Source organism: Aeromonas sp. YN13HZO-058 (assembly GCF_001921245.1).
Lineage (GTDB): Bacteria > Pseudomonadota > Gammaproteobacteria > Enterobacterales > Aeromonadaceae > Aeromonas > Aeromonas allosaccharophila.
Genome location: NZ_MQSY01000017.1, coordinates 73,512 through 93,605, shown reverse-complemented (window position 1 = coordinate 93,605; position 20,094 = coordinate 73,512). Strand labels below are relative to the sequence as shown.

Sequence of the window (20,094 nt, the reverse complement as noted above, 5' to 3'; positions counted from 1 at the left end):
TGAAAGAGTTTGTCGTTACTGCCGTTTTCACGGTGTTTTTCACCTTGGTTGCTGTCTCTCTGCCCTCACTGTCACAGTTCTGAGCCGGATAGAGAGGCATCAATCCGGACTGACCTTATCTGGCATGTCTGTTTAATCGCCACCAACTGGCGCTTTTCAGTGACAATGCCGAGATGGTCAACATAGATATGATTTCATCACGTTGACGCTGCTTCTTTCGCCACAAGGGTGTAACCAGGATGGTTTAACCACACTCTGTTTGGCCTGATGGAGTCGAACCAGCAGCAGATCATATCCGAGGGGAGCCAAGCTCCCCTTTTTGTTACCCGCCATTTGACAACCCCCTGCCCCGGCAGCCACAACAGGCAGCCATCCGTCACAAGGCCCATGCCCACGACAGTTGTTTTCCCCTCCTGTGCTCTCCATTCAACACAGCAAAATTCGTCAGCAACCTCTTGTGCACTCCTTTTCTCTGATATCTGTCCGGCAGATATAAAAAAGCCCCCGCCATCATGGCAGGGGCTCGCGTTACGCAGTTTCAGCTCGGGGCTGTTTTAGCTCAGCGCTGCTTTAGTTCAACTCAAAGCTGTTATGCCTTGTTCCAACGCTCTGGGTCATATTCCGGGCTGAAGCTGTCAACAATGACAGCACAGGCCGCATCGCCGGTGATATTGAGGGAGGTGCGGATCATGTCGAACAGACGATCCAGCGCAAACAGCAGCGGCAACCCTTCGATGGGGATCCCGGCTGCCAGCAGCACGGCCACAACCAGGAAGCTTGGGCCCGGTACACCGGCCTGACCGATCGCCCCCAGGGTGGAGGTCACGATGATGGCCGCCCAGGCACCGACACTCAGATCGATGTTGTAAACCTGAGCGAAGAAGATGGCGACCAGACCGTAATAGATGGCGTTGCCGCTCATGTTGATGGTGGCCCCCAGCGGCAGCACGAAGGAAGCGGTCGCGTTGGTCACTTTCAGATCATGCTCGCAGGTCTCCATATTGACCGGCAGGGTCGCCATGGAAGAGGCGGTGGAGAAGGCCACGATCTGCGGCTTCTTCATGGCCGAGAAGTACTTGCGTACCGGCGTGTTGGAGAACATCACGACCAGCAGCGGATAGACCACAAAGCCGAAGATCAGGATGGCGGCCACATAGACCACGAACAGCTTGAGCACCAGGGTCAGCACGTCGAAGCCATAAGTACCGATGGCTTCTGCCATCAGACCGAACACCCCGAGCGGCGCGATGATCATCACCTTGTTGATCATCCAGACGAAGGCATCCACCAGGGTATTGAGCCCATCGACCAGCGGCTTGGCCCGCTCGCGCGGCTGTTTGGCCAGCGCAATGCCGAGGAACATGCAGAACACCAGGATCTGCAGGATGTTTGCCTCGTTGAGCGACTGGAACACGTTGGTGGGGATCATGCCAAGCAGGGTGGCAACCGCATCCGGCAGCGCCCCTTTATCGGCGTAGTCACCGCCAAACATGGAGGCGACGGAAGCGAAATCAACCCCGACACCCGGTTTGAAGATTTGCCCCATCACCAGCGCCAGCAGCACGGCCAACGCAGAGGTAATCAGGAAGAAGGCCAGCGTCGCTGCGCCGATCTTGCCCGCTGCCGGGCTGGCGCCCAGATTGGCGGCGCCGGAGAGGATGGCAACCGCCACCAGCGGGATCACCAGCATCTTGATCAACTGGATAAACAGGGTACCAAGCGGTGCAAACACGGTGGCTTGTTCACCCATGAACGCGCCGACCACTGCGCCCAGTACCATGGCCACCACAACCTGGAAGCCGATGTTTTTAATGAGCCCTTTAGTTAACACAATATGTTCCTTTATGTAGCAAAATTCACACTTTCCCAGTGCAATTAACCAAACAGGGGAATGAGCAGCTGCCCATTCCCCTGTTTGCGCGTGTTATCTCACATTTAATAGCTGTTTTAAATCAGCAAATCGTTAACCTTAACTATTAATAAGTTTGCTAAAAAGTAAAGATTCAAAGCGGTCTCGGCGATTTTTACCTCATCCCCCATGACAACTGGCAAAAGATTGTGCTAGCTTGGCTGCACAAACGTACACACAGGGATGTAAAGATGCTGAAAGTTAACGAGTATTTCGACGGAAATGTAAAATCCATCGGTTTCGAACAAAAAGGCGAGAAATCGACCGTCGGGGTGATGAACAGCGGTGACTACCTGTTCAACACCGCCGCCCCCGAACGGATGACGGTGATCAAGGGCGCCCTCACCATCCAGCTGGCCGATGAAGATGAGTGGCACACCTACAATCAGGGTGAATCCTTCCTGGTCGCGGGTCACTCCTCCTTCAAGCTGGCAGTGAAAACCCCCACCGCCTATCTGTGCGAATTTCTCGACTGATCCGGCCGGTTGAAGGGGTCTTCCCCTTCAACCTTCTTGGGCAACCGCCTGCCCTTTATCTGTGTCCATGTCACAGCACCGCACATCCCCACTTTCCATCCACGGCAAAAATCCTAGAATAAACAGACATAAACCATCACCGGATTGATGTCATGATCAGCGTGTTTGACCTGTTTTCCATCGGGATTGGCCCCTCCTCTTCCCATACTGTCGGCCCCATGCGTGCCTCCTATGCCTTCGTCCAGCAGCTCAAGCTGCAAGGCCATCTGCCGCACGTCATGCGGGTCGAAGTAGAGTGTTACGGTTCGCTCGGCCAGACCGGCAAAGGGCACGGCACCGGCAAGGCGATCATGCTGGGACTGTCTGGCTTTGAACCCGAATCGGTCGATATCGATGCCATTCCGGATCTGCTGGCCCAGATAGACCAAGCGCAGAGCCTGCTGCTGGCTGGCGAGCAGCCAAGTCACTTCCCCCGCAGCGGCGCCATCATTTTCAATCGCCGCAAGACCCTGCCAGCCCACACCAATGGCATGACCCTGCGCGCCTTTGCCGCCGACAACGCCCTGCTGTTTAGTCAGACCTACTACTCCATCGGCGGGGGCTTCATCATCGAAGAGAGCCACTTTGCCACCGCCAAGGAGGAAGCCGCCAAATCGGATGCCGAACATCCGGTCCCCTACCCGTTCGATAGCGGCGCCCAGTTGCTGGCCCACTGTCAGGAGAGCGGCCTCTCCATCTCGGGGCTGATCCTCGCCAACGAGCGGGTCTTTCGCAGCGATGAGCAGATAAAAGCGGGACTGCGCAAGATCTGGCAGGCGATGCAGGGCTGCGTCGAGCGGGGCTGCAAGAGCGAAGGGGTGCTGCCAGGCGGCCTCAAGGTGCGGCGCCGCGCCCCGGGGTTGTTCCGCCAACTCAGCTGCGAGACCAACTTCAACAAGGATCCGCTGATGGTGATGGAGTGGGTCGACCTGTTTGCGCTGGCCGTCAACGAAGAGAACGCCGCCGGTGGCCGGGTGGTAACCGCCCCCACCAATGGCGCCGCGGGCATCATCCCCGCCGTGCTGCACTACTACGATCGCTTCGTTCACAAAGTGGATGATGAGACGCTGGTGCGCTACTTCCTCACCGCCGCCGCCATCGGCATCTTATATAAGAAGAACGCCTCCCTCTCCGGGGCCGAAGTGGGTTGTCAGGGGGAAGTGGGTGTCGCTTGCTCCATGGCCGCCGGGGCGCTGACCGAACTGCTGGGTGGCAGCCCGGCCATGGTGGAGAACGCCGCCGAGATCGGCATGGAGCACAATCTCGGGCTCACCTGCGACCCCATCGGCGGGCTGGTGCAGGTACCCTGCATCGAGCGCAACGCCATGGGAGCGGTCAAGGCGATCAATGCCGCCCGCCTCGCCCTGCGCGGCACCGGCGAGCACAAGGTGTCGCTGGACAAGGTGATCAAGACCATGTGGGAGACCGGCAACGATATGAAGACCAAATACAAGGAGACGGCCCGTGGCGGCCTCGCCGTTAACATTACCGAATGTTAAAAAATGGCAAATGACTCCATTTGGTTCCGAAATACCCGGCATCGCCGGGTATTTTTATGGGCAAACGCTTAACAAAATGGATAAGCACAAAAATAAATTTTATACTCGCGCCTCAGATTCAACAAAAATAGATCTATTTCAACTTTTTTTAGGTCTGGAGCCGTTACACTACGGTTATCTGGTTCTGTGACCTGCGCTGACAAGCGCGTCCCATGGATCTCCCAAATTTCTGTGAGTGGGCATGCCGCCCCCTTCTACCCTGAGGTAATAGTGACATGATCAGCGTTTTTGATATCTTCAAAATCGGTGTAGGCCCCTCTTCTTCCCACACTGTTGGCCCGATGAAAGCGGCCAAACAGTTTGTTGACGAGCTGCGCGCGGGCGGCAAGATCCGCGATGTAACCCGGATCAATGTCGATGTCTACGGCTCCCTCTCCTGGACTGGCAAAGGCCACCATACCGACACCGCCATCATCATGGGCCTGGCCGGCAACCTGCCGGAAAATGTCGATATCGATGCGATCCCCGAGTTTATCTCCCGTGTTGAACAGACCGAGCGCCTGCCAATCGGCCTGCACTGCCACACCGTGAGCTTCCCGCGTGATGCCATGGTATTCCATGACGAAGCCCTGCCGCTGCACGAAAACGGCATGAAGTTGAGCGCCCTGATCGAAGACGAAGTGGTTTACAGCAAGACCTACTACTCCATCGGTGGTGGCTTCATCGTTGACGAAGAGAACTTCGGCAAGGCTGACAGCGGCGACATGTCCGTCCGCTATCCGTTCAAGAGCGCAGCTGAACTGGTTGCCCACTGCAGCCAGACCGGTCTCTCCATCTCCGCCCTGATGCTGGAGAACGAGAAGTGCTTCAACACCCCGGAAGAGATCTACAAGAAGTTCGGCAAGATCTGGAACACCATGCGCGAAGGTATCGAGCGCGGCTGCCGCACCGAAGGTGTCTTGGCCGGCCCGCTGCGCGTACCCCGTCGTGCGGCGCCGCTCTACCGCCAGCTCAACACCAACGAGAACCTCTCCAACGACCCGATGAACATCGTTGACTGGGTCAACATGTTCGCCCTGGCGGTCAGTGAAGAGAACGCTGCCGGTGGCCGCGTGGTCACCGCCCCGACCAACGGTGCTGCCGGTATCATCCCGGCCGTCCTGGCCTACTATGACAAGTTCATCCAGCCGGTTGGCCGCGATGAGTACACCCGTTTCTATCTGGCTGCCGGTGCCGTCGGCATCCTCTACAAGATGAACGCCTCCATCTCCGGCGCCGAAGTGGGCTGTCAGGGTGAAGTGGGTGTCTCCTGCTCCATGGCCGCTGCCGGTCTGACCGAGCTGATGGGCGGTAGCCCGGAGCACGTCTGTGAAGCCGCCGAAATCGGCATGGAGCACAACCTGGGTCTGACCTGTGATCCGGTTGCCGGTCAGGTACAAGTGCCTTGCATCGAGCGTAACGCTATCGCAGCCATGAAGGCGGTCAACGCCTCCCGTATGGCCCTGCGTCGTACCTCCCAGCCGCGCGTCTCCCTAGACAAGGTGATCGAGACCATGTACATCACCGGCAAGGACATGGACTCCAAGTACCGTGAAACTTCCCGTGGTGGTCTGGCCATCAAGGTGATGCAGGTTGCTTGCGAATAAGGGTTGTTACCCTCATCTGAACAAAGGCGGGATATCCCGCCTTTTTTATTGCCCGAAATAAATGCCAAGGCACCTGATACCGACCATTGCACGACACGGCATCGCTGACACGACCCAACTACGCCACCGCGTGGCTGGTTGCCTTGTCTGAATGCCTCTCTGATGGCATGCCTTGATTACAGCATTCCACTGCATTGAAAGCGGCGTTCTGCCCCTGCCAAAAACATTTACCCGCTATTTCCCCCGCCACCGTTTGCCAACTGACCCATATCGGGATGACCCCGCAACCCTATATCCGCCCCTTTGGCATCCCTTTGTTTGGCAAGATGTGGTTACCGCTCACGCTCGCGGATTATCCTCCGGCGCCCACTGCGCTGATTGCCAGTTGTATAGCGAATGCAGAATAGCCTGCTCAATATGGGCAAACAATCCAGAGCACAAACAGGGGGTTAGCTCATCGTTTCGGCCACAAATCATCGCACAAACCTGGTTTAGCGCAGTTATCATCGCCCCTTTTTGCGCCCCATTTTATGGACAACTCACCGCGCCGTAGAGGTCAAAAAGAGATCCCAAGGAAGGAGCTGAAAATAATCGATGAATGAGCCAATAGCCGTTGAAATGGCGGATATGAGTATGCGCCGCTCGCTATTTTTGTGAGCGCCAGCAAAGGTTGACGATATGGTGTTGAGGGTAGATTGACTTTCTATTTAAACAGCGAAAAGTGAATATCACCAAAGGGAGGGTTTAATTTGGCCAGTCCCTGTCACGGGATTATCGCCAACCACCTCACCGGGCTAGGAATGCGTCATGCACAGTCACAAAGAATTAGCCCCGCTGGGCAGAACACACCACGGGGCTGGATATTCAGGATGGTTTTTTCAGGCTGGCCTTGTGCTGTTCCAGCAAATTCTCGGGAGGCGGCGGCACCTGCAGGTAGAACCCCTGGTTGGTCAGCGCGGCCATCACCTTGCCTACATCAGCCAGCCCCAAGGGCTTGGCCGGGTCCAGCTTGGTCATCAGCACCAGCTCGGGACGCCCGAATGCGCTCAGCAATGGCTCGGGAACACGGGAGAAATCCTCTCTTTTTTCAACAAAAAGGTAGGTCTCGGCTTTTTTGCGACTTTTATAGACTGCACACAACATGGAAATTGATATAATCCGACGAGTTTATTGCCTCTGATGGGGGCAAACTATAACATCAGGAATTGAATAACAATAACGGATTAGCATCTCTGCCTCGGGGAAGATTCATGGTTGAGCGCGATAACGAATTGAAAGGGACCACCTTCACTATTTCTGTGTTGCATATCAGCGATGGCGAGCCTGAGCGGATACGTCAGTTGTTGGCCGAAAAAGTGGCCCAGGCACCCTACTTTTTTAATTGTGCGCCGCTGGTGATCAATGTTTCCCGACTGGAACATATTCCCGATTTCGAACAGCTCAAGGAGCTGGTGGAGTCCGAAGAATTTGTGCTGGTCGGCATCACGGGTGCGCGCAGCGAAGAGATGAAGACGGCCGCCAAGGCGGTGGGACTGGCCGTGATGGCCTCGGGCAAGAGTCGCAAGAGCGAACCGGAACCCGAGCCGGCCCCCGCGCCAGTCGCCCCTGAGGTGGTTCCCGAGCCCGAACCCGCCCCCTTGATCCCGAGCAAGGTACATGTGGGACCGGTTCGTTCCGGCCAGCAGATTTATGCCGCCGGCACCTCGTTGGTGGTGCTGGGGTCCGTCAGTCCGGGAGCTGAAGTGCTCGCCGATGACAGCATTCATATTTATGGCACCCTGCGTGGCAGAGCCATTGCCGGTGCCCGGGGCAACACCCAGGCCCGGATCTATTGCCAGCAATTACAGGCCGAGCTGCTCTCCATCGCGGGCACATTCCAGCTGAGCGATGCATTGCCGGCAGGCCTGATCCAGCAACCGGTACACGTCCGGCTGGACAACGAACAACTCCGAATAGACCGTATCAAATAGAGTTACAAGGAAGCGAGAATGGCGCGAATCATAGTCGTTACATCGGGTAAAGGTGGCGTTGGCAAGACCACAACCAGTGCGGCCCTGAGCACCGGCTTAGCCCAGCGTGGTCACAAGACAGTGGTCATTGACTTTGACATCGGTCTGAGAAACCTGGATCTCATCATGGGCTGCGAGCGGCGCGTGGTGTATGACTTCGTCAACGTCATCAATGGGGAAGCAAACCTCAATCAGGCGCTGATCAAGGACAAACGCTCGGAAAATCTGTTTATCCTGCCCGCCTCCCAGACCCGGGACAAAGATGCCCTCACCCGTGAGGGGGTTGAGAAGATCCTGGATCAGCTGGCAGAGATGAAGTTCGATTACATCGTCTGCGACTCCCCGGCGGGGATCGAGGCGGGCGCGCTGATGGCGCTCTATTTTGCCGACGAAGCGATCGTCACCACCAACCCGGAAGTCTCTTCCGTGCGTGACTCCGACCGCATCCTTGGCATCCTGGCCTCCAAGTCCCGCCGCGCCGAGCGTGGCGAAGACCCCATCAAGGAGCACCTGCTGCTGACCCGCTACTGCCCGACCCGCGTCAACCGCGGCGACATGCTGAGCGTGCAGGATGTGCAGGAGATCCTGGCCATCCCGCTGCTCGGGGTGATCCCGGAGTCCCAGGCGGTGCTGCGCGCCTCCAACTCCGGCGAACCGGTTATTCTGGACAAGGAGTCCGATGCCGGTCAGGCCTACGAAGATGCGGTGTCCCGCCTGCTGGGCGATGCCAAGGAATTTCGTTTTCTGGAAGAAGAGAAGAAGGGCTTCTTTAGCCGACTGTTCGGGAGTTAAACATGTCATTATTGGATTATTTTCGTTCCAACAAGAAACAGAACACCGCACAACTGGCCAAAGAGCGGTTGCAGATCATTGTTGCTCACGAGCGTTCATCCAGAGGGGGGCCGGATTACCTGCCCCAGCTCAAGCAGGATATCCTCGATGTGATCCGCAAATACGTCAACATTGATCCGGAGAAGATAACCGTCCAACTGGATCAGAAGAGTGATGAGCTGTCGGTACTGGAGCTCAACATCACCTTCGCCGATGACAAGAAGGGATGAGCTGACGCCCTATGCGTGACCCCTTCCCCCAATGAAGACCGGATCCTGTCACTGGATCCGGTTTTTTATTGGCACAAAAACAGGCCACAGCGGCTCGCCTCATCTCGCCAAGGGGTCTGCCGACCGCTAGAATAGCGCCGCCCCGCAGGCTGTGATCTGCGATGGCACCTTTTTCTCTTTTCTGGAACAGACCGCTTATGTCGATGAATGACGAAATGCACAGCGTCGAGGAACTGCTCGATACCGCCCTCGAACTCTTTATGGAGCTGGCCTCTGACAACCTGCCGGAGCAGGAGATCGCCCGCTTCAATCAGGAGTTCAACGATCGCGGCCTGCTGGCCGAAACCGATCCGGCCGATGACTGGGAGGCGGACGTGGGTTTTGCGGTGAGCGACACCGACTATGCCGAGATCTGGGTCGGCCTTGGCAACGAAGAACAAGAGTATGAGCACCTGTTTGCCCGCATGCTGCTCTCCCGCCGTGTTGACGAGAAGTTCTGCCACATCGAATGGCTGCCCCAATAATTCCGGATCCCGATGATCCCAGCCACTATCAGTGGGCGTCAGACCCTGACGCCGTGGCCCCCGAGCGCCCATCTGCATCGTTTGGGCGCCGCGTGTTGAGGTGGGCAGGCAAGATCGCGCTGGCCGGGCTGCTCTGCTCGGTCGGCTCGGTCGCCTTGCTGCGTTTTATTGATCCGCCGATGTGGAGCTGGCGTATCGAGCGGGCTCTATTTCCGCCCGCCAAAATCACCCAGGTGCGCCATGAGTGGGTGGATCTGGAGTCCATCTCCAAGGAGCTGCAACTGGCGGTGATCGCCGCCGAGGATCAGCGCTTTGCCGAGCACAACGGCTTTGACATGGATGCCATCAACGCGGCCCTCAAGCACAACCAGCACAGCGAACGGGTGCGCGGCGCCAGCACCCTCAGCCAGCAGACCGCCAAGAACCTCTTTATGTGGAGTGATCGCAGCTTCCTGCGCAAGGGGCTGGAGGCCTGGTTTACCCTGCTGATGGAGCTGGGTTGGGACAAGGCCCGCATTCTCGAGGTCTATCTCAATATCGTGGAGTTCGGCCCCGGCATCTATGGCGCCGAAGCCGCCGCCCGCACCTATTTTGGCAAACCGGCCAGCCGATTGACCCGCTACGAGTCATCCCTGCTGGCCGCCGCCCTGCCCAATCCGTGGCGTTATCGGGTCAAGCCCCCTTCACCCTATGTGCAGAAGCGTTCGGTCTGGATCCGCCGCCAAATGGGGCAACTGGGCCAGATCACCCTCAATCGGGTGCATCAGGCCGACTGATCTTCAGGGCTCATCAGGTTTCTCCGGTGGGCCCAGATGACCGCCCACCGTCTCGCGGTGAAGCGGCAGATAGTGCCACCACCAGGCCTCGCGCCGTCGCTTGATCTGTTGCCGCCGTCCCCGCTGTTTCATCCCCCCACTCCCTGCCAGATGATCCGCGCCTTAACCATACTCCCCCAATGGCAACTTGGACAGGTCAGGCACGCCCGGCGCACTGGTCTGGCCGCCACTGCCAATAATTGTTACAGTAGCGAACCTCGATGTATCTGGAGTGATTTCATGGAACAGCGTACCCCGGATCAGCTGGTCGAATGGGCCTATGATCAGTTTCTTGAGCAGGCCGCCGATATGCTGGCCCCCGAACAAATAGTCGACATCACCCTGGAGTTTGAGCAGCGTGGCGCCGTGGAGGCAACCCTGCCCAATGCCGACTGGTCGACCGAGCTGGGTGAGCCGGTCGATATGGAGCGCTGGGTCGAAGTGTGGGTCGGTTTGCTGGATCATCAGGATGAGTTTGAGGTGATCTTCGCCACCTTCCTGCTGCCCCGTCTGCTGACTGAAGATCAGGTGCATGTGCGCTGGCATCGCCAGCAGCAGGCATAAAAAAGGCGCCATCGGCGCCTTTCTTGTTTCTGTGCTCTCTTATTGCTGTTCTCTGCTAATCCTGCGCCGCGATGGCCTTGGCCAGACAGCGGCGGCACCAGCAGGCGCTGGCCTCCTGCATCGGCAATACCGGCAACTGACTGCACCAGCACTGGGCTATGGTTTGACCGGCAGAGACAGCGCAATAGGCCGGTTCACCACAACCCGGGCAGCAGTGGGTACTTTTCGAGCCATTCAGCTCGGCCATCACCGCCAGCTGGGCCTTGCTCTCCATTACCGACCAGTGGCCGATCTCGGTCAGGGTGCGGCCACAGCCAAGGCAAAGCCCATCCTTTGCCTTGCAGAGGCCAACACAGGGGCTCGGCATCTTATTCGCTATCCACTGCCGAGTCGGTCTCTGTGGCCACCAGAGTGATGGCGTTATCTTCGATGACGATCTTGCCCTGCTTGTAGAGGCCGCCGATCGCCTTCTTGAAGGTGCCCTTGCTCATGCTGAACAGCTTGTAGATGAGCTCGGGTTCGCTCTTGTCACCCACCGCCAGGCTGCCGCCCTGCTTTCTCATCCGGCTCAGAATGCGTTCACCGGCGTCATCAACCCGCGCCAGACCCGGCTTTTGCAGGGTCAGATCCAGCTTGCCATCTTCACGCACCTGCTTGACCCAGGCGGTTTGCGGCCGACCGGTCATCACCCGGCCAAACACTTCGTTCTTGAACAGCATGCCAGGATACTGGCCGTTGACGATCACCTTGATGCCAAGGGGCGAGTGCTCGCCCGGCAGCGCGGTCACTTCGTCACCGACCTTGAATTGGCTACCGGCCGGGGTCAGGAAACTCTCGATGCGGCTGGTGCCGACCATGCGTCCTTCGTTATCCAGTTGCAGACGCACCAGATAGACGTGGCCCACCTGCATCGGCTTGTTCTGCTCGCGGCTGGGCACGAACAAGTCTTTTTTCATGCCCCAATCGAGGAAGGCACCAATCTTGTTGGCATTGACCACTTTCAGACCGGCAAATTCGTCCACCATGGCAAATGGCTTGTCGGTGGTGATCACCGGCTCGCAATCGGCATCCAGATAGAGGAAAACCTGCACGCTATCCCCCTCTTTCACCCCTTCCGGCAGTTGACGCTTGGGCAGCAGCAGTTCACCGTATTCATCGGCCGCAAGCCAGGCGCCACGGTCTTCGAGTTCAACGACGGTGAGGGTGTTCATCTTGCCAATCTGTATCATGGTGCTCTCTTTTTTCATTACCCGGATGGGCCAACTGATCCATGGCCCCTATGGGCGCGCATGTTACCTCAAGAGCGGTGATCTGGCCTAGTCCCCAAGCCACCACGGGCCGCCCTTTCGCCGCTATCTTACCCGCCAATGGTGATTAAATCGCCAAACAGGCGGCCATTTACTGCAAATAACCCCACTTTTAGGTAGACTTCGCGGCTGTTCAAATCCAGAGGAACTGTCGATGAACCCATCCACTCGTACCCGCCTGCTCAATCAATGGATCCAGAGCCACAGCCAGCAAGACATGACCTACCCGGCCCTGCACGGTTTTCTCTGTGCCCGTCTGGTGGGGCCGACAAGCCCTGACTGGCAACGTCCGCTGGCTGGTTTGCTGGAACAGGATACCGAGCTGGATGAGAAGAGTGCAGAGGCCCTCAACCACCTGATCGCCGAGCTGGAAGCCCAGGCCGACGACGCCCAGCTGGCTCTGCCTAGCCAATGCCGCCTGCCCAGCGATAACCCGGAGCAGGTGTTCGAGCAGAGCCATCCCCTCGGTCAGTGGTGCTACGGTTTCAGCCAGGGCTTTGTCACCTGGCCCAAGCCGAAGGATTTGAACGACCCGACTACCCAGTACCGCTTCAGTCTGGCCGCCGAGCTGAGCCTGTTTCGCGACAAACAGATGGCCCAGATGCTCTATAGCGCCGCCGCCAGCGAACTCCCCTTTGTCGAGTTCTGCAAACACCAGCGCCAGAACATGAAGACCGCCCTCAACCAGCTGCTCAACCTCGACCAGTATCAGGCCGCCCCCAGCGCCGATGTGGCGATCAATGGCGAGCAGGCCCAGCAGTGGCAGAGCTGGTTCGAGCGGGCCGACAGCTGCCGCGATCATCAGGCCCGCCTCGGCTGGTTCGAGAAGATCATCGCCGATGCCACCCCGCTGTTTGACGAGGACTTCTGGCAGCAAGTCGCTGGTCACGGCTGGAGTGCCCCCGAGCTGCGCCCCCTGCTGGCCGCCAGAGCCGGACGCGCCGACTGCCTGCTGCGCCTTGGCAAGCTGGCTGAGGCCAAAGCGGAGTATCTGGAACTGCTGACCATCTGCGTGGCCGATGAACCGGGTTGCCGCTACAACCTCTCCACCCTCTATACACTGCAAGGGGATTGGCAGGCGCTGGCCGCTCTGCTGGTGCGCTTCGATGAAGCCTCCAGCTGGTTGCTCTACAACAAGGCGCTGATGGTCTTTGCCACCGAGGGTGCCGAGGCAGCCAAGCCCCATCTGCTGGTCGCCATCGAGGCCAACCCGCACATTCCGGCCTGCCTGCTGGGTCAGCGCAAGCTGCCCAAACAGGAGCCGCAGAGCTGGCAAGCGGGCAGCCGTGACGAGGCCGCACTCTACGCCCTGCACACCCGCGAGGCCTGGCTCAAGCAGAACGCCCTCATCTGGTTGCGTAAAGGCTGAACAGCGATGGCTTAAAATCCCGTCGGTCAGACCCGGTTTTTCCTTGAGGGCGTGCGCCACCGCACATTTCATCGCAACCGGGTCAGACAAATCAGCTTGAGTTTCGTATCATCAATGTCAAAGTATCAAAAGAAACTGCATCTGATGCAGCCGTCACAGCAGGGTGTAATATGTCAAAAATCATAGCGTTACTCGCTCACTACCCGCCCTATCAGTTGGTACATGCCGCCGAGATGCTACGGGATACCTTCGAACAGTTTTATGAACAGCGTTACCAGCTGACCGTGCCGCAGTGGCGCCTGATGATGGTGCTCGGCCCCAACTACCCCATCAGCCAGAAAGAGCTGGTCGAGGCGAGCGGCATGGACAAGGTGCGCATCTCCCGCGAGATCCGCCGTCTGGTCGAAAAAGGGATCATCTTCACCGAGAGCAGCGAGCAGGACAAACGCATCAGCCTGGTCTCCCTCACCAATGCCGGTCTCGCCCTCTTCCTGCAGCTCAAGAGCGAAGCTGGCAGCTGGCAACATACCCTGACCGACTATCTGCCGAGCGAATCCCGCGAGGCGATCCGCCAGCATCTGCACAGCGTCAGCGCCGCCATCGAGCAGTTGCAATCGCTGGATCGGGAGAAATAATCATGGATTTGAAAAAGTTCGCCACCATGGATATCAACATGTTGCTGAGCGTCGTCAATATGCAGCTGCGTGATCGCTATGACGATCTGGATGATCTCTGCAAGGCGCAGGAGATCGAGCAGGCGGCACTGGAAGCACGGCTCGCCAGCGGCGATTTTCACTACCAGCCAGCGCAGAAACAGTTCAGATAAGGACAGGTAGCGGGATCGGGATCACAGCGCCAGTGATGGCGCTGGCTCTGCGGTAAAAACCTGATATGGTCTGAAGAGCCCCAACAGGGAGATGCACGGATACATCACCCTGTCATAAGAGGGCATTAACATCGTTTCAGGTGAGCAAACCAAGGATGACCCCATGATATTGATGCCCCGACAGAGCCTGTTGATCACGCTCTGCACCCTGTTGATGATCAGCCTCTTCACGCCCCAATTGCCGCAAAGCACCGAACAGTGGCTGACCACCCTGTTGCTTGGCCTGCTGGTCGCGGTGGCATCGCTGCTGGTGCGTGGTTGTCGCCGTTTTATGATGGAGTAGTGACTCCGCCAGAGCGTCTATATGGCCCGCTTGCCGCGATACCCTCTGTAGCAATAACGTCTGTCGCAATCACATCTAGCCAAAAAACAAACGCAGCCTGATGGCTGCGTTGTGGTATCTGGCGGGGCAACCTCTTGAAGAGAAAACCCCTGACTGGGTAGAGAGCCCTTAGATAGCCAGGGTTTCCAGCTGCGCCTTGGCCGCTTCCATCCCCTTACTCTGGGCATCCGGGCCCATCCCCATCCCTTCGGCGTAGATGAAATCCACCTCTTTGATACCGATGAAACCGAGCAGGATGCGCATGTAGGGGGTCACCAGATCGGTAGCGCTGCCGACGTGCATGCCCCCGCGCGGGCTGATCACCAGCGCACGAGTATTCTCAACCATGCCGACCGGGCCGGTCTCGGTGTAGCGGAAAGTGACACCGGCGCGCGCCACCAGATCGATCCAGTTTTTCAGCTGGGTCGGGATGTTGAAGTTGTACATGGGGGCCGCAATCACCACCAGATCGCTCGCTTTGAGTTCAGCGATCAGCTCGTCAGACTGGGCGATCACCGCCAGTTGACGTTCGCTCAGGTTGTCACCACCGCGCAGGCCGGAGGCCAGCTCGCCATCCAGCACCGGCAGGTTGAGGGCTGCCAGATCCCGCACGGTGACGGCATCATCCTGATGGTCAGCCAGGAAGCCGTCGATCAGGGCGTTGGATTGGGAATATTGACCCAGGATGCTGGATTTGAGTACGAGGATATTGGCCATGGTGAAACTCCATTTGGTTGTCGGTTGAACAGCGTTGCTGTCGATGGAGGTCACTCTAAACATTGTGCTTATTTGCTGATAGCGAAAATAGATGCTCAACTTGTTCAAAAATTTTGATGTAAGGCCACTTCCTCGCCAGCCAACCCTGCAGCCGCGCTTCAACCCTTGGCAGAACAAACGATTGCCGTTATGATCCGCCGCACTTTTTTCCAGCGACCCGGATCCCATGATACCCTCGCGCAGGCACTCTCCTCTGGCCGGTGCAGTCTGGATGATGGTGGCAGGGCTCTGCTTCGCCGCCGTCAACAGCCTGAGCCAGTATGCCAGCTTCAAACTCGGCCTTGCCTCTACTCAGGTCGCCTTCCATCAATACCTGATCGCCCTGATCTGCCTGCTGCCATGGCTGATTCGTCACGGCCTACGTCAATCCCTTATGACCAATCAGTTCCGGCTGCACCTGTTGCGGGTGCTGCTGGCGGTGATCGGCATCCAGCTCTGGCTGTGGGCACTGGCGTTCCCCGTCCCCATCTGGCAGGGGATCGCCCTGCTGATGACCTCGCCGCTGTTTGCCACCCTGGGCTCTGCCCTGCTGCTCAAGGAGCAGGTGAGCCGCGCCCGACTTCTGGCAACCCTGGCGGGCTTTGCTGGCGCCATGGTGATCCTCGCCCCCTGGACCGACGAGTTCAACTGGGCCTCCCTGCTGCCGGTAGCGGCGGCGCTGTTCTGGGCCGGTTACTCCCTGATGGTGCGCTATCAGGCGGCCAACGAATCATCCCACACCATTGTGGTCTACCTGCTTATTTTCAGTACCCCGTTCAACGTCATGCTGGCCCTGCCGGAGTGGCAGTGGCCGAGCGAGAGCCAATGGCTGCTGGTAGCCGCCTCCGGCGTGCTGACGGCGCTGGCCCAGATGTCCATCGCTCGTGCCTACAGCGTGGCGGAGGCCTCCTTCGTGCAGCCTTTCGATTTTGCCAAGCTGCCGATGAACGTGCTGGCGGGCTGGCTGGTCTTTGGCTGGGCGCCCCCCGGCCGTCTGTGGCTTGGCGCCGCCATCATCATTGGCGCCATTACCTTGCTGACCCATCTGGAGCAGCGCGCTCACAAACCCGTTTCCTGAGGTACGCCATGCGTGCCTCTTTTTTTGTCCGCTATTCGTGCGATAGCGGCCATCAACAGTGACCATCGACATCAGGAGAGATCGTATGTTTGGAACCGCAACCCGCCCCGGCGCCACCCGTGCCCTGCTGCTGGGCTCCGGCGAACTTGGCAAGGAGGTCGCCATCGAGTTGCAACGGTTCGGGATCGAAGTGATCGCCGCCGACCGCTACCCCAATGCCCCCGCCATGCAGGTGGCCCACGCTGCCCACGTGCTGGACATGCTCGATGGCAACGCCCTGCGTGCCCTGGTTGCCGAGGTCAAACCCGACCTCATCATCCCCGAGATTGAAGCGATCGCCACCGATACCCTGGCCGCTCTGGAGCAAGAAGGGGTCAAGGTAGTGCCAAATGCCCGCGCCACCCAGCTCACCATGAACCGGGAAGGGATCCGTCGCCTCGCCGCCGAGACCCTGGGTCTGCCCACCTCCCCCTACCGCTTTGCCCAGAGCAAGGAGGAGTTTGTCGCCGCCGTTGAGGCCATCGGCCTGCCCTGCGTGGTGAAACCTGTGATGAGTTCATCCGGCAAAGGACAGAGCGTGCTGCGCGATCTCGCCAAGCTGGATGAGAGCTGGACCTACGCCCAGGAAGGCGGCCGCGCCGGTCGTGGCATGGTGATCGTCGAGGGTTTCGTTCCCTTCGAGTACGAAATCACCCTGCTCACGGTACGCGCCGTCGATGGCATTCACTTCTGCGAGCCGATCGGGCACCGGCAGGAAGATGGCGACTACCGCGAATCCTGGCAGCCACAAGTGATGAGCGAACTGGCGCTGGCCCGCTCCAAAGAGGTGGCGGCCAAGGTAGTCGAGGCCCTCGGTGGTTACGGCCTGTTCGGGGTCGAGCTCTTTATCAAGGGCGACGAGGTGTGGTTTAGCGAAGTCTCCCCCCGCCCCCACGACACCGGCATGGTGACCCTGATCTCGCAAGATCTCTCCGAGTTCGCCCTGCATGTACGCGCCATTCTGGGGCTGCCGGTCGGCACCATCACCCAGTACGGGCCGAGCGCCTCTGCCGTGGTGCTGCGCGAAGGGCACAGCCAGAATATCCGCTATCAGGGGATTGGCGAGGCATTGGCGCTGGTGCCGGGCGCCCAGCTGCGGCTGTTTGGCAAACCGGAGATCGCCGGTCGCCGCCGTCTTGGCGTGGCGCTAGCACGCGCAGATGATTGCCAGGATGCGGTGGAAAACGCCAAAGCCGTGGCCGCCAAGGTCGAAGTACTGTTCTAAGGGCTTTTTTGCCACAGCAAAACAAACGTTTGCCGATGTGATCGGGCGCAAGGGGCATGGTAATGCCCCTTTTGCATTTCCCCGTCAGGCTTATAATCCCCTCTTCAAATTTGTCAGGAGTACAAGATGTTAGCTGCCGTGATCTTCGATATGGATGGTGTTCTGATCGACTCGGAACCCTTTTGGCAACGTGCCCAGATCGCCGTTTTCTCCGAACTGGGTCACCCCCACACGGTAGAGGATTGTGAATCGACCATCGGCGTGCGCATCGATCAGCTGGTCGCCCACTGGTATCGTCTGCGCCCGTGGAGCGGCCCGAGCCAGGAAGAGGTGGTGCTGCGCATTCTGGATCGGGTCAACGCCCTGATCCTCTCCGAAGGTCAGGCCAAGGCTGGTGTGCTGGAAGCGCTCGACCTTATCGAAGCGCGCGGGCTGAAAGTGGGTCTGGCCACCTCCTCCCCGTTTGCCATGGCAGAAGCGGTGCTCGGCAAACTCGGCATTCGCGATCGCTTTATGGCAGTTCACTCTGCGGAAATCGAGCGTTTCGGCAAACCTCACCCAGATGTCTATATCCACGCTGCCGAGAAGTTGGGGGTGGAACCGGTTCATTGTCTGGCCATCGAGGACAGCTTTACCGGCCTGCTGGCAGCCAAGGCGGCCTCCATGACTGCGCTGATCGTGCCGGATCCTGCTTTAGTCGGCGACCCACGCCTTGCCATCGCCAACTACCAGCTCGGCTCACTGGCCGAACTCAATAGCGAGATGCTGGACAGCTGGGTCAAATAAGCCAGCGAGAGGCGCTGATCGTTCCATGTACCCGGCGTTGGTCGGAGATCCGCGTCTGGCCATCGCCAACTATCAGCTCGGCTCACTGGCCGAGCTCAATAGCGAGATGCTGGCCAGCTGAGTCGAGTAACGCCTCCCGGCGCCTCGTTGCGCACGCGTTCTCATACTCGCAGGGGGTATCAGCCCCCTGTTATTGCCAAACAACCGTTGGCAATCCGCTCTTTTCACCGGTCATTCGCAACCAGATTACCCCTCTCGCACACGACCCGCCCAATCAGTCGCCACCGGTCATCTCTCTGGCTTGATCTCTGTCATAAACGTGCGTTTGCTCGCGGTTAACCCCCTTCAGCCCGACTAGAATCAGGGTAGATAGGCGGCCCCAGGGCCCGAGGAGGTTATCATGATCGAGTACACCAGCAAGCGCATCGTCTGCCCCCACTGCGGCCACCACACCATGGTCGAGCTGGATGCCAGCCAGGGTGATCAGGAGTTCTACGAAGATTGCATGGCCTGTTGCAATCCGATCCATCTGCGGCTCCATCGCGACGAAGCCCGCGACTGTTTGCAGTTGTTTGTGGATGCGGACGACGAGCAGATGTTTTGAATCTATGTCCTGAACAATGGTCCTGAACAGTCGATGTCCGGAACACAGGCAACCAAACGGGTAAAATGCCAGTCAGTCAAGTCTGGCTGGCATTGTTTTTATTAGCTTTTTAATCGCTTTGCGGCCAGCGCTGCAGGTTGGTCCGAAGCGCCTCCCACCGCTCTTGCCGTATTCCTCCTGCCTTCTTGCTGCGCAGATCAAGCCCCTGTCTGTTGCCAGCTGCGTTTCTCATCGTCACTGGTTACTCGGGAGAACTGTCCATACAACTTGTCCAAAAATGGAGAGTGCCGAAGGGTATCGTCAGGCCCATCAACGCAGCCTGCCAACACGCTGACCATGGCAAACGTGATGATGAGTATTTTGGAAACATATTCTTATTGCAGATAACAACTTGCAGATAACCACTTGCAGATAACCACTTGCAGACAACAACCAAAACCAAATCTCAAATTGGTCACTCGTTGTCAATCTGACTATGGCGCGTTAACATTCCAAACCCCCTGTATGGCAGTCAGAGAGAAAGATGATGAGTGAAGAAAACAGCACTCCTGCGCTGAATCGAGGCCCTGTTGATCACGATGTACGGGATCAGATTATGGTTGCAGCCACCGAGCATTTCCGCCTCTACGGCTATGGCAAGACCACAGTGTCTGACTTGGCAAAATCAATAGGATTTTCAAAGGCATACATTTACAAATTCTTCGCATCCAAACAGGCGATTGGCGAGAGTATTTGTGCAAACTGCCTCGATGAAATTCAGGAGGATGTTCGAAGAGCGATTGAACAGGTTGATCAGCCGCCCGAGAAGCTGCGCCGGATGTTTCAAGAGATCATCAAGGCAAGTTGTCGGTTGTTCTCCGCTGATCGAAATCTCTATGAAATAGCGGCTTCAGCCGCAGCAGAACGCTGGCAAGCCACCCTCGTCTATGAGCAGAACATCCAGACATTACTGCAAGATATCCTGCAGGAGGGGCGTAAAACCGGTGACTTTGAGCGAAAAACCCCGTTGGATGAAATAACTGCGGCAATTTATCTTGTTATGAGGCCCTATTTAAACCCCCTCATGCTGCAACACAACTTCGACTGCATTGACAAGGCACCGACCCAGTTGTCTAACCTGGTGCTGCGCAGCCTCGCGCCATAGCGATAGTGACCATTGACCAAATTGGTCACTTGAATT

24 protein-coding genes and 1 pseudogene are annotated in these 20,094 nt (G+C 58.0%); 19 read left to right on the top strand and 6 right to left on the bottom strand.

Annotated features, from left to right (window positions below; all coding sequences use genetic code 11):
• Positions 1 to 589: 589 nt before the first annotated feature.
• Positions 590 to 1,831: a dicarboxylate/amino acid:cation symporter gene (locus BSP75_RS03155; RefSeq protein WP_075112184.1), complete on the bottom strand. Its 1,242-nt coding sequence runs from the start codon at positions 1,829 to 1,831 to the stop codon at positions 590 to 592.
• Positions 1,832 to 2,100: 269 nt separating this feature from the next.
• Between BSP75_RS03155 and BSP75_RS03150 the strand changes: the two genes are divergently transcribed.
• The 3 genes from BSP75_RS03150 to BSP75_RS03135 all read left to right on the top strand — a co-directional run bounded on the left by BSP75_RS03150 (position 2,101) and on the right by BSP75_RS03135 (position 5,569).
• A complete protein-coding gene (locus BSP75_RS03150) occupies positions 2,101 to 2,385 on the top strand; it encodes a pyrimidine/purine nucleoside phosphorylase (protein ID WP_075112183.1) in 285 nt (94 codons plus the stop codon).
• Positions 2,386 to 2,537: 152 nt separating this feature from the next.
• Entirely contained in the window at positions 2,538 to 3,923 is a 1,386-nt protein-coding gene (locus BSP75_RS03145) for an L-serine ammonia-lyase (RefSeq protein WP_042062662.1), read from the top strand.
• Positions 3,924 to 4,198: 275 nt separating this feature from the next.
• Entirely contained in the window at positions 4,199 to 5,569 is a 1,371-nt protein-coding gene (locus tag BSP75_RS03135) for an L-serine ammonia-lyase (RefSeq protein WP_042062664.1), read from the top strand.
• Between the two features lie 864 nt (positions 5,570 to 6,433).
• Here the strand turns inward: BSP75_RS03135 and BSP75_RS03130 are convergent.
• Positions 6,434 to 6,712: a YcgL domain-containing protein gene (locus tag BSP75_RS03130; protein WP_005360946.1), complete on the bottom strand. Its 279-nt coding sequence runs from the start codon at positions 6,710 to 6,712 to the stop codon at positions 6,434 to 6,436.
• A 107-nt stretch (positions 6,713 to 6,819) separates the two neighbouring features.
• On the opposite strand from BSP75_RS03130, the gene minC reads away from it, so the two are divergent.
• The 5 genes from minC (at position 6,820) to mtgA (ending at position 9,939) form a co-directional block, all read left to right on the top strand.
• Positions 6,820 to 7,539, top strand: a complete 720-nt coding sequence (gene minC / locus BSP75_RS03125; RefSeq protein WP_075112181.1) for a septum site-determining protein MinC — start codon at positions 6,820 to 6,822, stop codon at positions 7,537 to 7,539.
• An 18-nt stretch (positions 7,540 to 7,557) separates the two neighbouring features.
• The gene (gene minD, locus BSP75_RS03120; RefSeq protein ID WP_005336847.1) at positions 7,558 to 8,370 is read left to right on the top strand and encodes a septum site-determining protein MinD; all 813 of its coding nucleotides are present in this window, start codon (positions 7,558 to 7,560) and stop codon (positions 8,368 to 8,370) included.
• Positions 8,371 to 8,372: 2 nt separating this feature from the next.
• Positions 8,373 to 8,639, top strand: coding sequence for a cell division topological specificity factor MinE (gene minE / locus BSP75_RS03115; RefSeq protein ID WP_005336848.1), 267 nt, complete (start codon positions 8,373 to 8,375; stop codon positions 8,637 to 8,639).
• Between the two features lie 197 nt (positions 8,640 to 8,836).
• A complete protein-coding gene (locus BSP75_RS03110; RefSeq protein WP_005352317.1) occupies positions 8,837 to 9,163 on the top strand; it encodes an HI1450 family dsDNA-mimic protein in 327 nt (108 codons plus the stop codon).
• Positions 9,148 to 9,939 (top strand): monofunctional biosynthetic peptidoglycan transglycosylase, encoded by a 792-nt coding sequence (mtgA, locus tag BSP75_RS03105; protein ID WP_075112180.1) that lies wholly within the window; start codon positions 9,148 to 9,150, stop codon positions 9,937 to 9,939. The genes BSP75_RS03110 and mtgA overlap by 16 nt, the downstream gene beginning before the upstream one ends.
• Before the next feature lie 3 nt (positions 9,940 to 9,942).
• On the opposite strand, the gene BSP75_RS22075 is transcribed toward mtgA, so the two are convergent.
• Complete coding sequence (locus BSP75_RS22075) at positions 9,943 to 10,071, bottom strand: hypothetical protein (RefSeq protein WP_019445852.1); 129 nt, start codon at positions 10,069 to 10,071, stop codon at positions 9,943 to 9,945.
• 147 nt (positions 10,072 to 10,218) lie between these two features.
• Here BSP75_RS22075 and BSP75_RS03100 point away from each other — a divergent pair, with 147 nt between their 5' ends.
• Positions 10,219 to 10,542 (top strand): HI1450 family dsDNA-mimic protein, encoded by a 324-nt coding sequence (locus tag BSP75_RS03100; protein WP_005336851.1) that lies wholly within the window; start codon positions 10,219 to 10,221, stop codon positions 10,540 to 10,542.
• Between the two features lie 55 nt (positions 10,543 to 10,597).
• Here the strand turns inward: BSP75_RS03100 and BSP75_RS03095 are convergent, their stop codons facing one another.
• Positions 10,598 to 10,909, bottom strand: a complete 312-nt coding sequence (locus BSP75_RS03095) for a DUF1289 domain-containing protein (RefSeq protein WP_075112179.1) — start codon at positions 10,907 to 10,909, stop codon at positions 10,598 to 10,600.
• A gap of 1 nt (position 10,910) precedes the next feature.
• On the bottom strand, positions 10,911 to 11,771 hold the full coding sequence (locus BSP75_RS03090; protein WP_253186604.1) for a S1-like domain-containing RNA-binding protein: 861 nt from the start codon (positions 11,769 to 11,771) through the stop codon (positions 10,911 to 10,913).
• A 232-nt stretch (positions 11,772 to 12,003) separates the two neighbouring features.
• On the opposite strand from BSP75_RS03090, the gene BSP75_RS03085 reads away from it, so the two are divergent.
• The 4 genes from BSP75_RS03085 to BSP75_RS03070 all read left to right on the top strand — a co-directional run bounded on the left by BSP75_RS03085 (position 12,004) and on the right by BSP75_RS03070 (position 14,387).
• A complete protein-coding gene (locus BSP75_RS03085; RefSeq protein WP_075112177.1) occupies positions 12,004 to 13,218 on the top strand; it encodes a UPF0149 family protein in 1,215 nt (404 codons plus the stop codon).
• Positions 13,219 to 13,388: 170 nt separating this feature from the next.
• Complete coding sequence (locus tag BSP75_RS03080) at positions 13,389 to 13,853, top strand: MarR family winged helix-turn-helix transcriptional regulator (protein ID WP_005336856.1); 465 nt, start codon at positions 13,389 to 13,391, stop codon at positions 13,851 to 13,853.
• Positions 13,854 to 13,855: 2 nt separating this feature from the next.
• Complete coding sequence (locus BSP75_RS03075) at positions 13,856 to 14,044, top strand: DUF4250 domain-containing protein (protein ID WP_075112176.1); 189 nt, start codon at positions 13,856 to 13,858, stop codon at positions 14,042 to 14,044.
• A gap of 163 nt (positions 14,045 to 14,207) precedes the next feature.
• A complete protein-coding gene (locus BSP75_RS03070) occupies positions 14,208 to 14,387 on the top strand; it encodes a hypothetical protein (protein ID WP_075112175.1) in 180 nt (59 codons plus the stop codon).
• Between the two features lie 168 nt (positions 14,388 to 14,555).
• Here the strand turns inward: BSP75_RS03070 and BSP75_RS03065 are convergent, their stop codons facing one another.
• Positions 14,556 to 15,143: an FMN-dependent NADH-azoreductase gene (locus tag BSP75_RS03065; protein ID WP_075112174.1), complete on the bottom strand. Its 588-nt coding sequence runs from the start codon at positions 15,141 to 15,143 to the stop codon at positions 14,556 to 14,558.
• A gap of 274 nt (positions 15,144 to 15,417) precedes the next feature.
• Between BSP75_RS03065 and BSP75_RS03060 the strand changes: the two genes are divergently transcribed.
• The 6 genes and pseudogenes from BSP75_RS03060 (at position 15,418) to BSP75_RS03040 (ending at position 20,058) form a co-directional block, all read left to right on the top strand.
• On the top strand, positions 15,418 to 16,260 hold the full coding sequence (locus BSP75_RS03060; RefSeq protein ID WP_253186605.1) for a DMT family transporter: 843 nt from the start codon (positions 15,418 to 15,420) through the stop codon (positions 16,258 to 16,260).
• Between the two features lie 85 nt (positions 16,261 to 16,345).
• Positions 16,346 to 17,524 carry a formate-dependent phosphoribosylglycinamide formyltransferase gene (gene purT / locus BSP75_RS03055; protein ID WP_075112172.1) on the top strand — a complete coding sequence of 393 codons (1,179 nt, stop codon included), beginning with the start codon at positions 16,346 to 16,348 and terminating at the stop codon, positions 17,522 to 17,524.
• 126 nt (positions 17,525 to 17,650) lie between these two features.
• Positions 17,651 to 18,310: a hexitol phosphatase HxpB gene (gene hxpB / locus BSP75_RS03050; RefSeq protein WP_075112171.1), complete on the top strand. Its 660-nt coding sequence runs from the start codon at positions 17,651 to 17,653 to the stop codon at positions 18,308 to 18,310.
• A 31-nt stretch (positions 18,311 to 18,341) separates the two neighbouring features.
• Positions 18,342 to 18,431, top strand: a pseudogene (locus BSP75_RS22130) (hexitol phosphatase HxpB); the annotation flags it as partial.
• 279 nt (positions 18,432 to 18,710) lie between these two features.
• Entirely contained in the window at positions 18,711 to 18,914 is a 204-nt protein-coding gene (locus tag BSP75_RS03045; RefSeq protein ID WP_042059056.1) for a CPXCG motif-containing cysteine-rich protein, read from the top strand.
• Between the two features lie 523 nt (positions 18,915 to 19,437).
• The gene (locus BSP75_RS03040) at positions 19,438 to 20,058 is read left to right on the top strand and encodes a TetR/AcrR family transcriptional regulator (protein WP_197971428.1); all 621 of its coding nucleotides are present in this window, start codon (positions 19,438 to 19,440) and stop codon (positions 20,056 to 20,058) included.
• Positions 20,059 to 20,094: the final 36 nt, after the last annotated feature.

What these genes read in the sequence shown, in the direction of transcription:
- BSP75_RS03150 (WP_075112183.1), top strand. Translation starts at nt 2,101, where the DNA reads ATGCTGAAAGTTAACGAGTATTTCGACGGAAATGTAAAATCCATCGGT.
- BSP75_RS03145 (WP_042062662.1), top strand. Translation starts at nt 2,538, where the DNA reads ATGATCAGCGTGTTTGACCTGTTTTCCATCGGGATTGGCCCCTCCTCT.
- BSP75_RS03135 (WP_042062664.1), top strand. Translation starts at nt 4,199, where the DNA reads ATGATCAGCGTTTTTGATATCTTCAAAATCGGTGTAGGCCCCTCTTCT.
- BSP75_RS03130 (WP_005360946.1), bottom strand. Translation starts at nt 6,712, where the DNA reads ATGTTGTGTGCAGTCTATAAAAGTCGCAAAAAAGCCGAGACCTACCTT.
- minC (WP_075112181.1), top strand. Translation starts at nt 6,820, where the DNA reads ATGGTTGAGCGCGATAACGAATTGAAAGGGACCACCTTCACTATTTCT.
- minD (WP_005336847.1), top strand. Translation starts at nt 7,558, where the DNA reads ATGGCGCGAATCATAGTCGTTACATCGGGTAAAGGTGGCGTTGGCAAG.
- minE (WP_005336848.1), top strand. Translation starts at nt 8,373, where the DNA reads ATGTCATTATTGGATTATTTTCGTTCCAACAAGAAACAGAACACCGCA.
- BSP75_RS03110 (WP_005352317.1), top strand. Translation starts at nt 8,837, where the DNA reads ATGTCGATGAATGACGAAATGCACAGCGTCGAGGAACTGCTCGATACC.
- mtgA (WP_075112180.1), top strand. Translation starts at nt 9,148, where the DNA reads ATGGCTGCCCCAATAATTCCGGATCCCGATGATCCCAGCCACTATCAG.
- BSP75_RS22075 (WP_019445852.1), bottom strand. Translation starts at nt 10,071, where the DNA reads ATGAAACAGCGGGGACGGCGGCAACAGATCAAGCGACGGCGCGAGGCC.
- BSP75_RS03100 (WP_005336851.1), top strand. Translation starts at nt 10,219, where the DNA reads ATGGAACAGCGTACCCCGGATCAGCTGGTCGAATGGGCCTATGATCAG.
- BSP75_RS03095 (WP_075112179.1), bottom strand. Translation starts at nt 10,909, where the DNA reads ATGCCGAGCCCCTGTGTTGGCCTCTGCAAGGCAAAGGATGGGCTTTGC.
- BSP75_RS03090 (WP_253186604.1), bottom strand. Translation starts at nt 11,771, where the DNA reads ATGATACAGATTGGCAAGATGAACACCCTCACCGTCGTTGAACTCGAA.
- BSP75_RS03085 (WP_075112177.1), top strand. Translation starts at nt 12,004, where the DNA reads ATGAACCCATCCACTCGTACCCGCCTGCTCAATCAATGGATCCAGAGC.
- BSP75_RS03080 (WP_005336856.1), top strand. Translation starts at nt 13,389, where the DNA reads ATGTCAAAAATCATAGCGTTACTCGCTCACTACCCGCCCTATCAGTTG.
- BSP75_RS03075 (WP_075112176.1), top strand. Translation starts at nt 13,856, where the DNA reads ATGGATTTGAAAAAGTTCGCCACCATGGATATCAACATGTTGCTGAGC.
- BSP75_RS03070 (WP_075112175.1), top strand. Translation starts at nt 14,208, where the DNA reads ATGATATTGATGCCCCGACAGAGCCTGTTGATCACGCTCTGCACCCTG.
- BSP75_RS03065 (WP_075112174.1), bottom strand. Translation starts at nt 15,143, where the DNA reads ATGGCCAATATCCTCGTACTCAAATCCAGCATCCTGGGTCAATATTCC.
- BSP75_RS03060 (WP_253186605.1), top strand. Translation starts at nt 15,418, where the DNA reads ATGGTGGCAGGGCTCTGCTTCGCCGCCGTCAACAGCCTGAGCCAGTAT.
- purT (WP_075112172.1), top strand. Translation starts at nt 16,346, where the DNA reads ATGTTTGGAACCGCAACCCGCCCCGGCGCCACCCGTGCCCTGCTGCTG.
- hxpB (WP_075112171.1), top strand. Translation starts at nt 17,651, where the DNA reads ATGTTAGCTGCCGTGATCTTCGATATGGATGGTGTTCTGATCGACTCG.
- BSP75_RS03045 (WP_042059056.1), top strand. Translation starts at nt 18,711, where the DNA reads ATGATCGAGTACACCAGCAAGCGCATCGTCTGCCCCCACTGCGGCCAC.
- BSP75_RS03040 (WP_197971428.1), top strand. Translation starts at nt 19,438, where the DNA reads ATGATGAGTGAAGAAAACAGCACTCCTGCGCTGAATCGAGGCCCTGTT.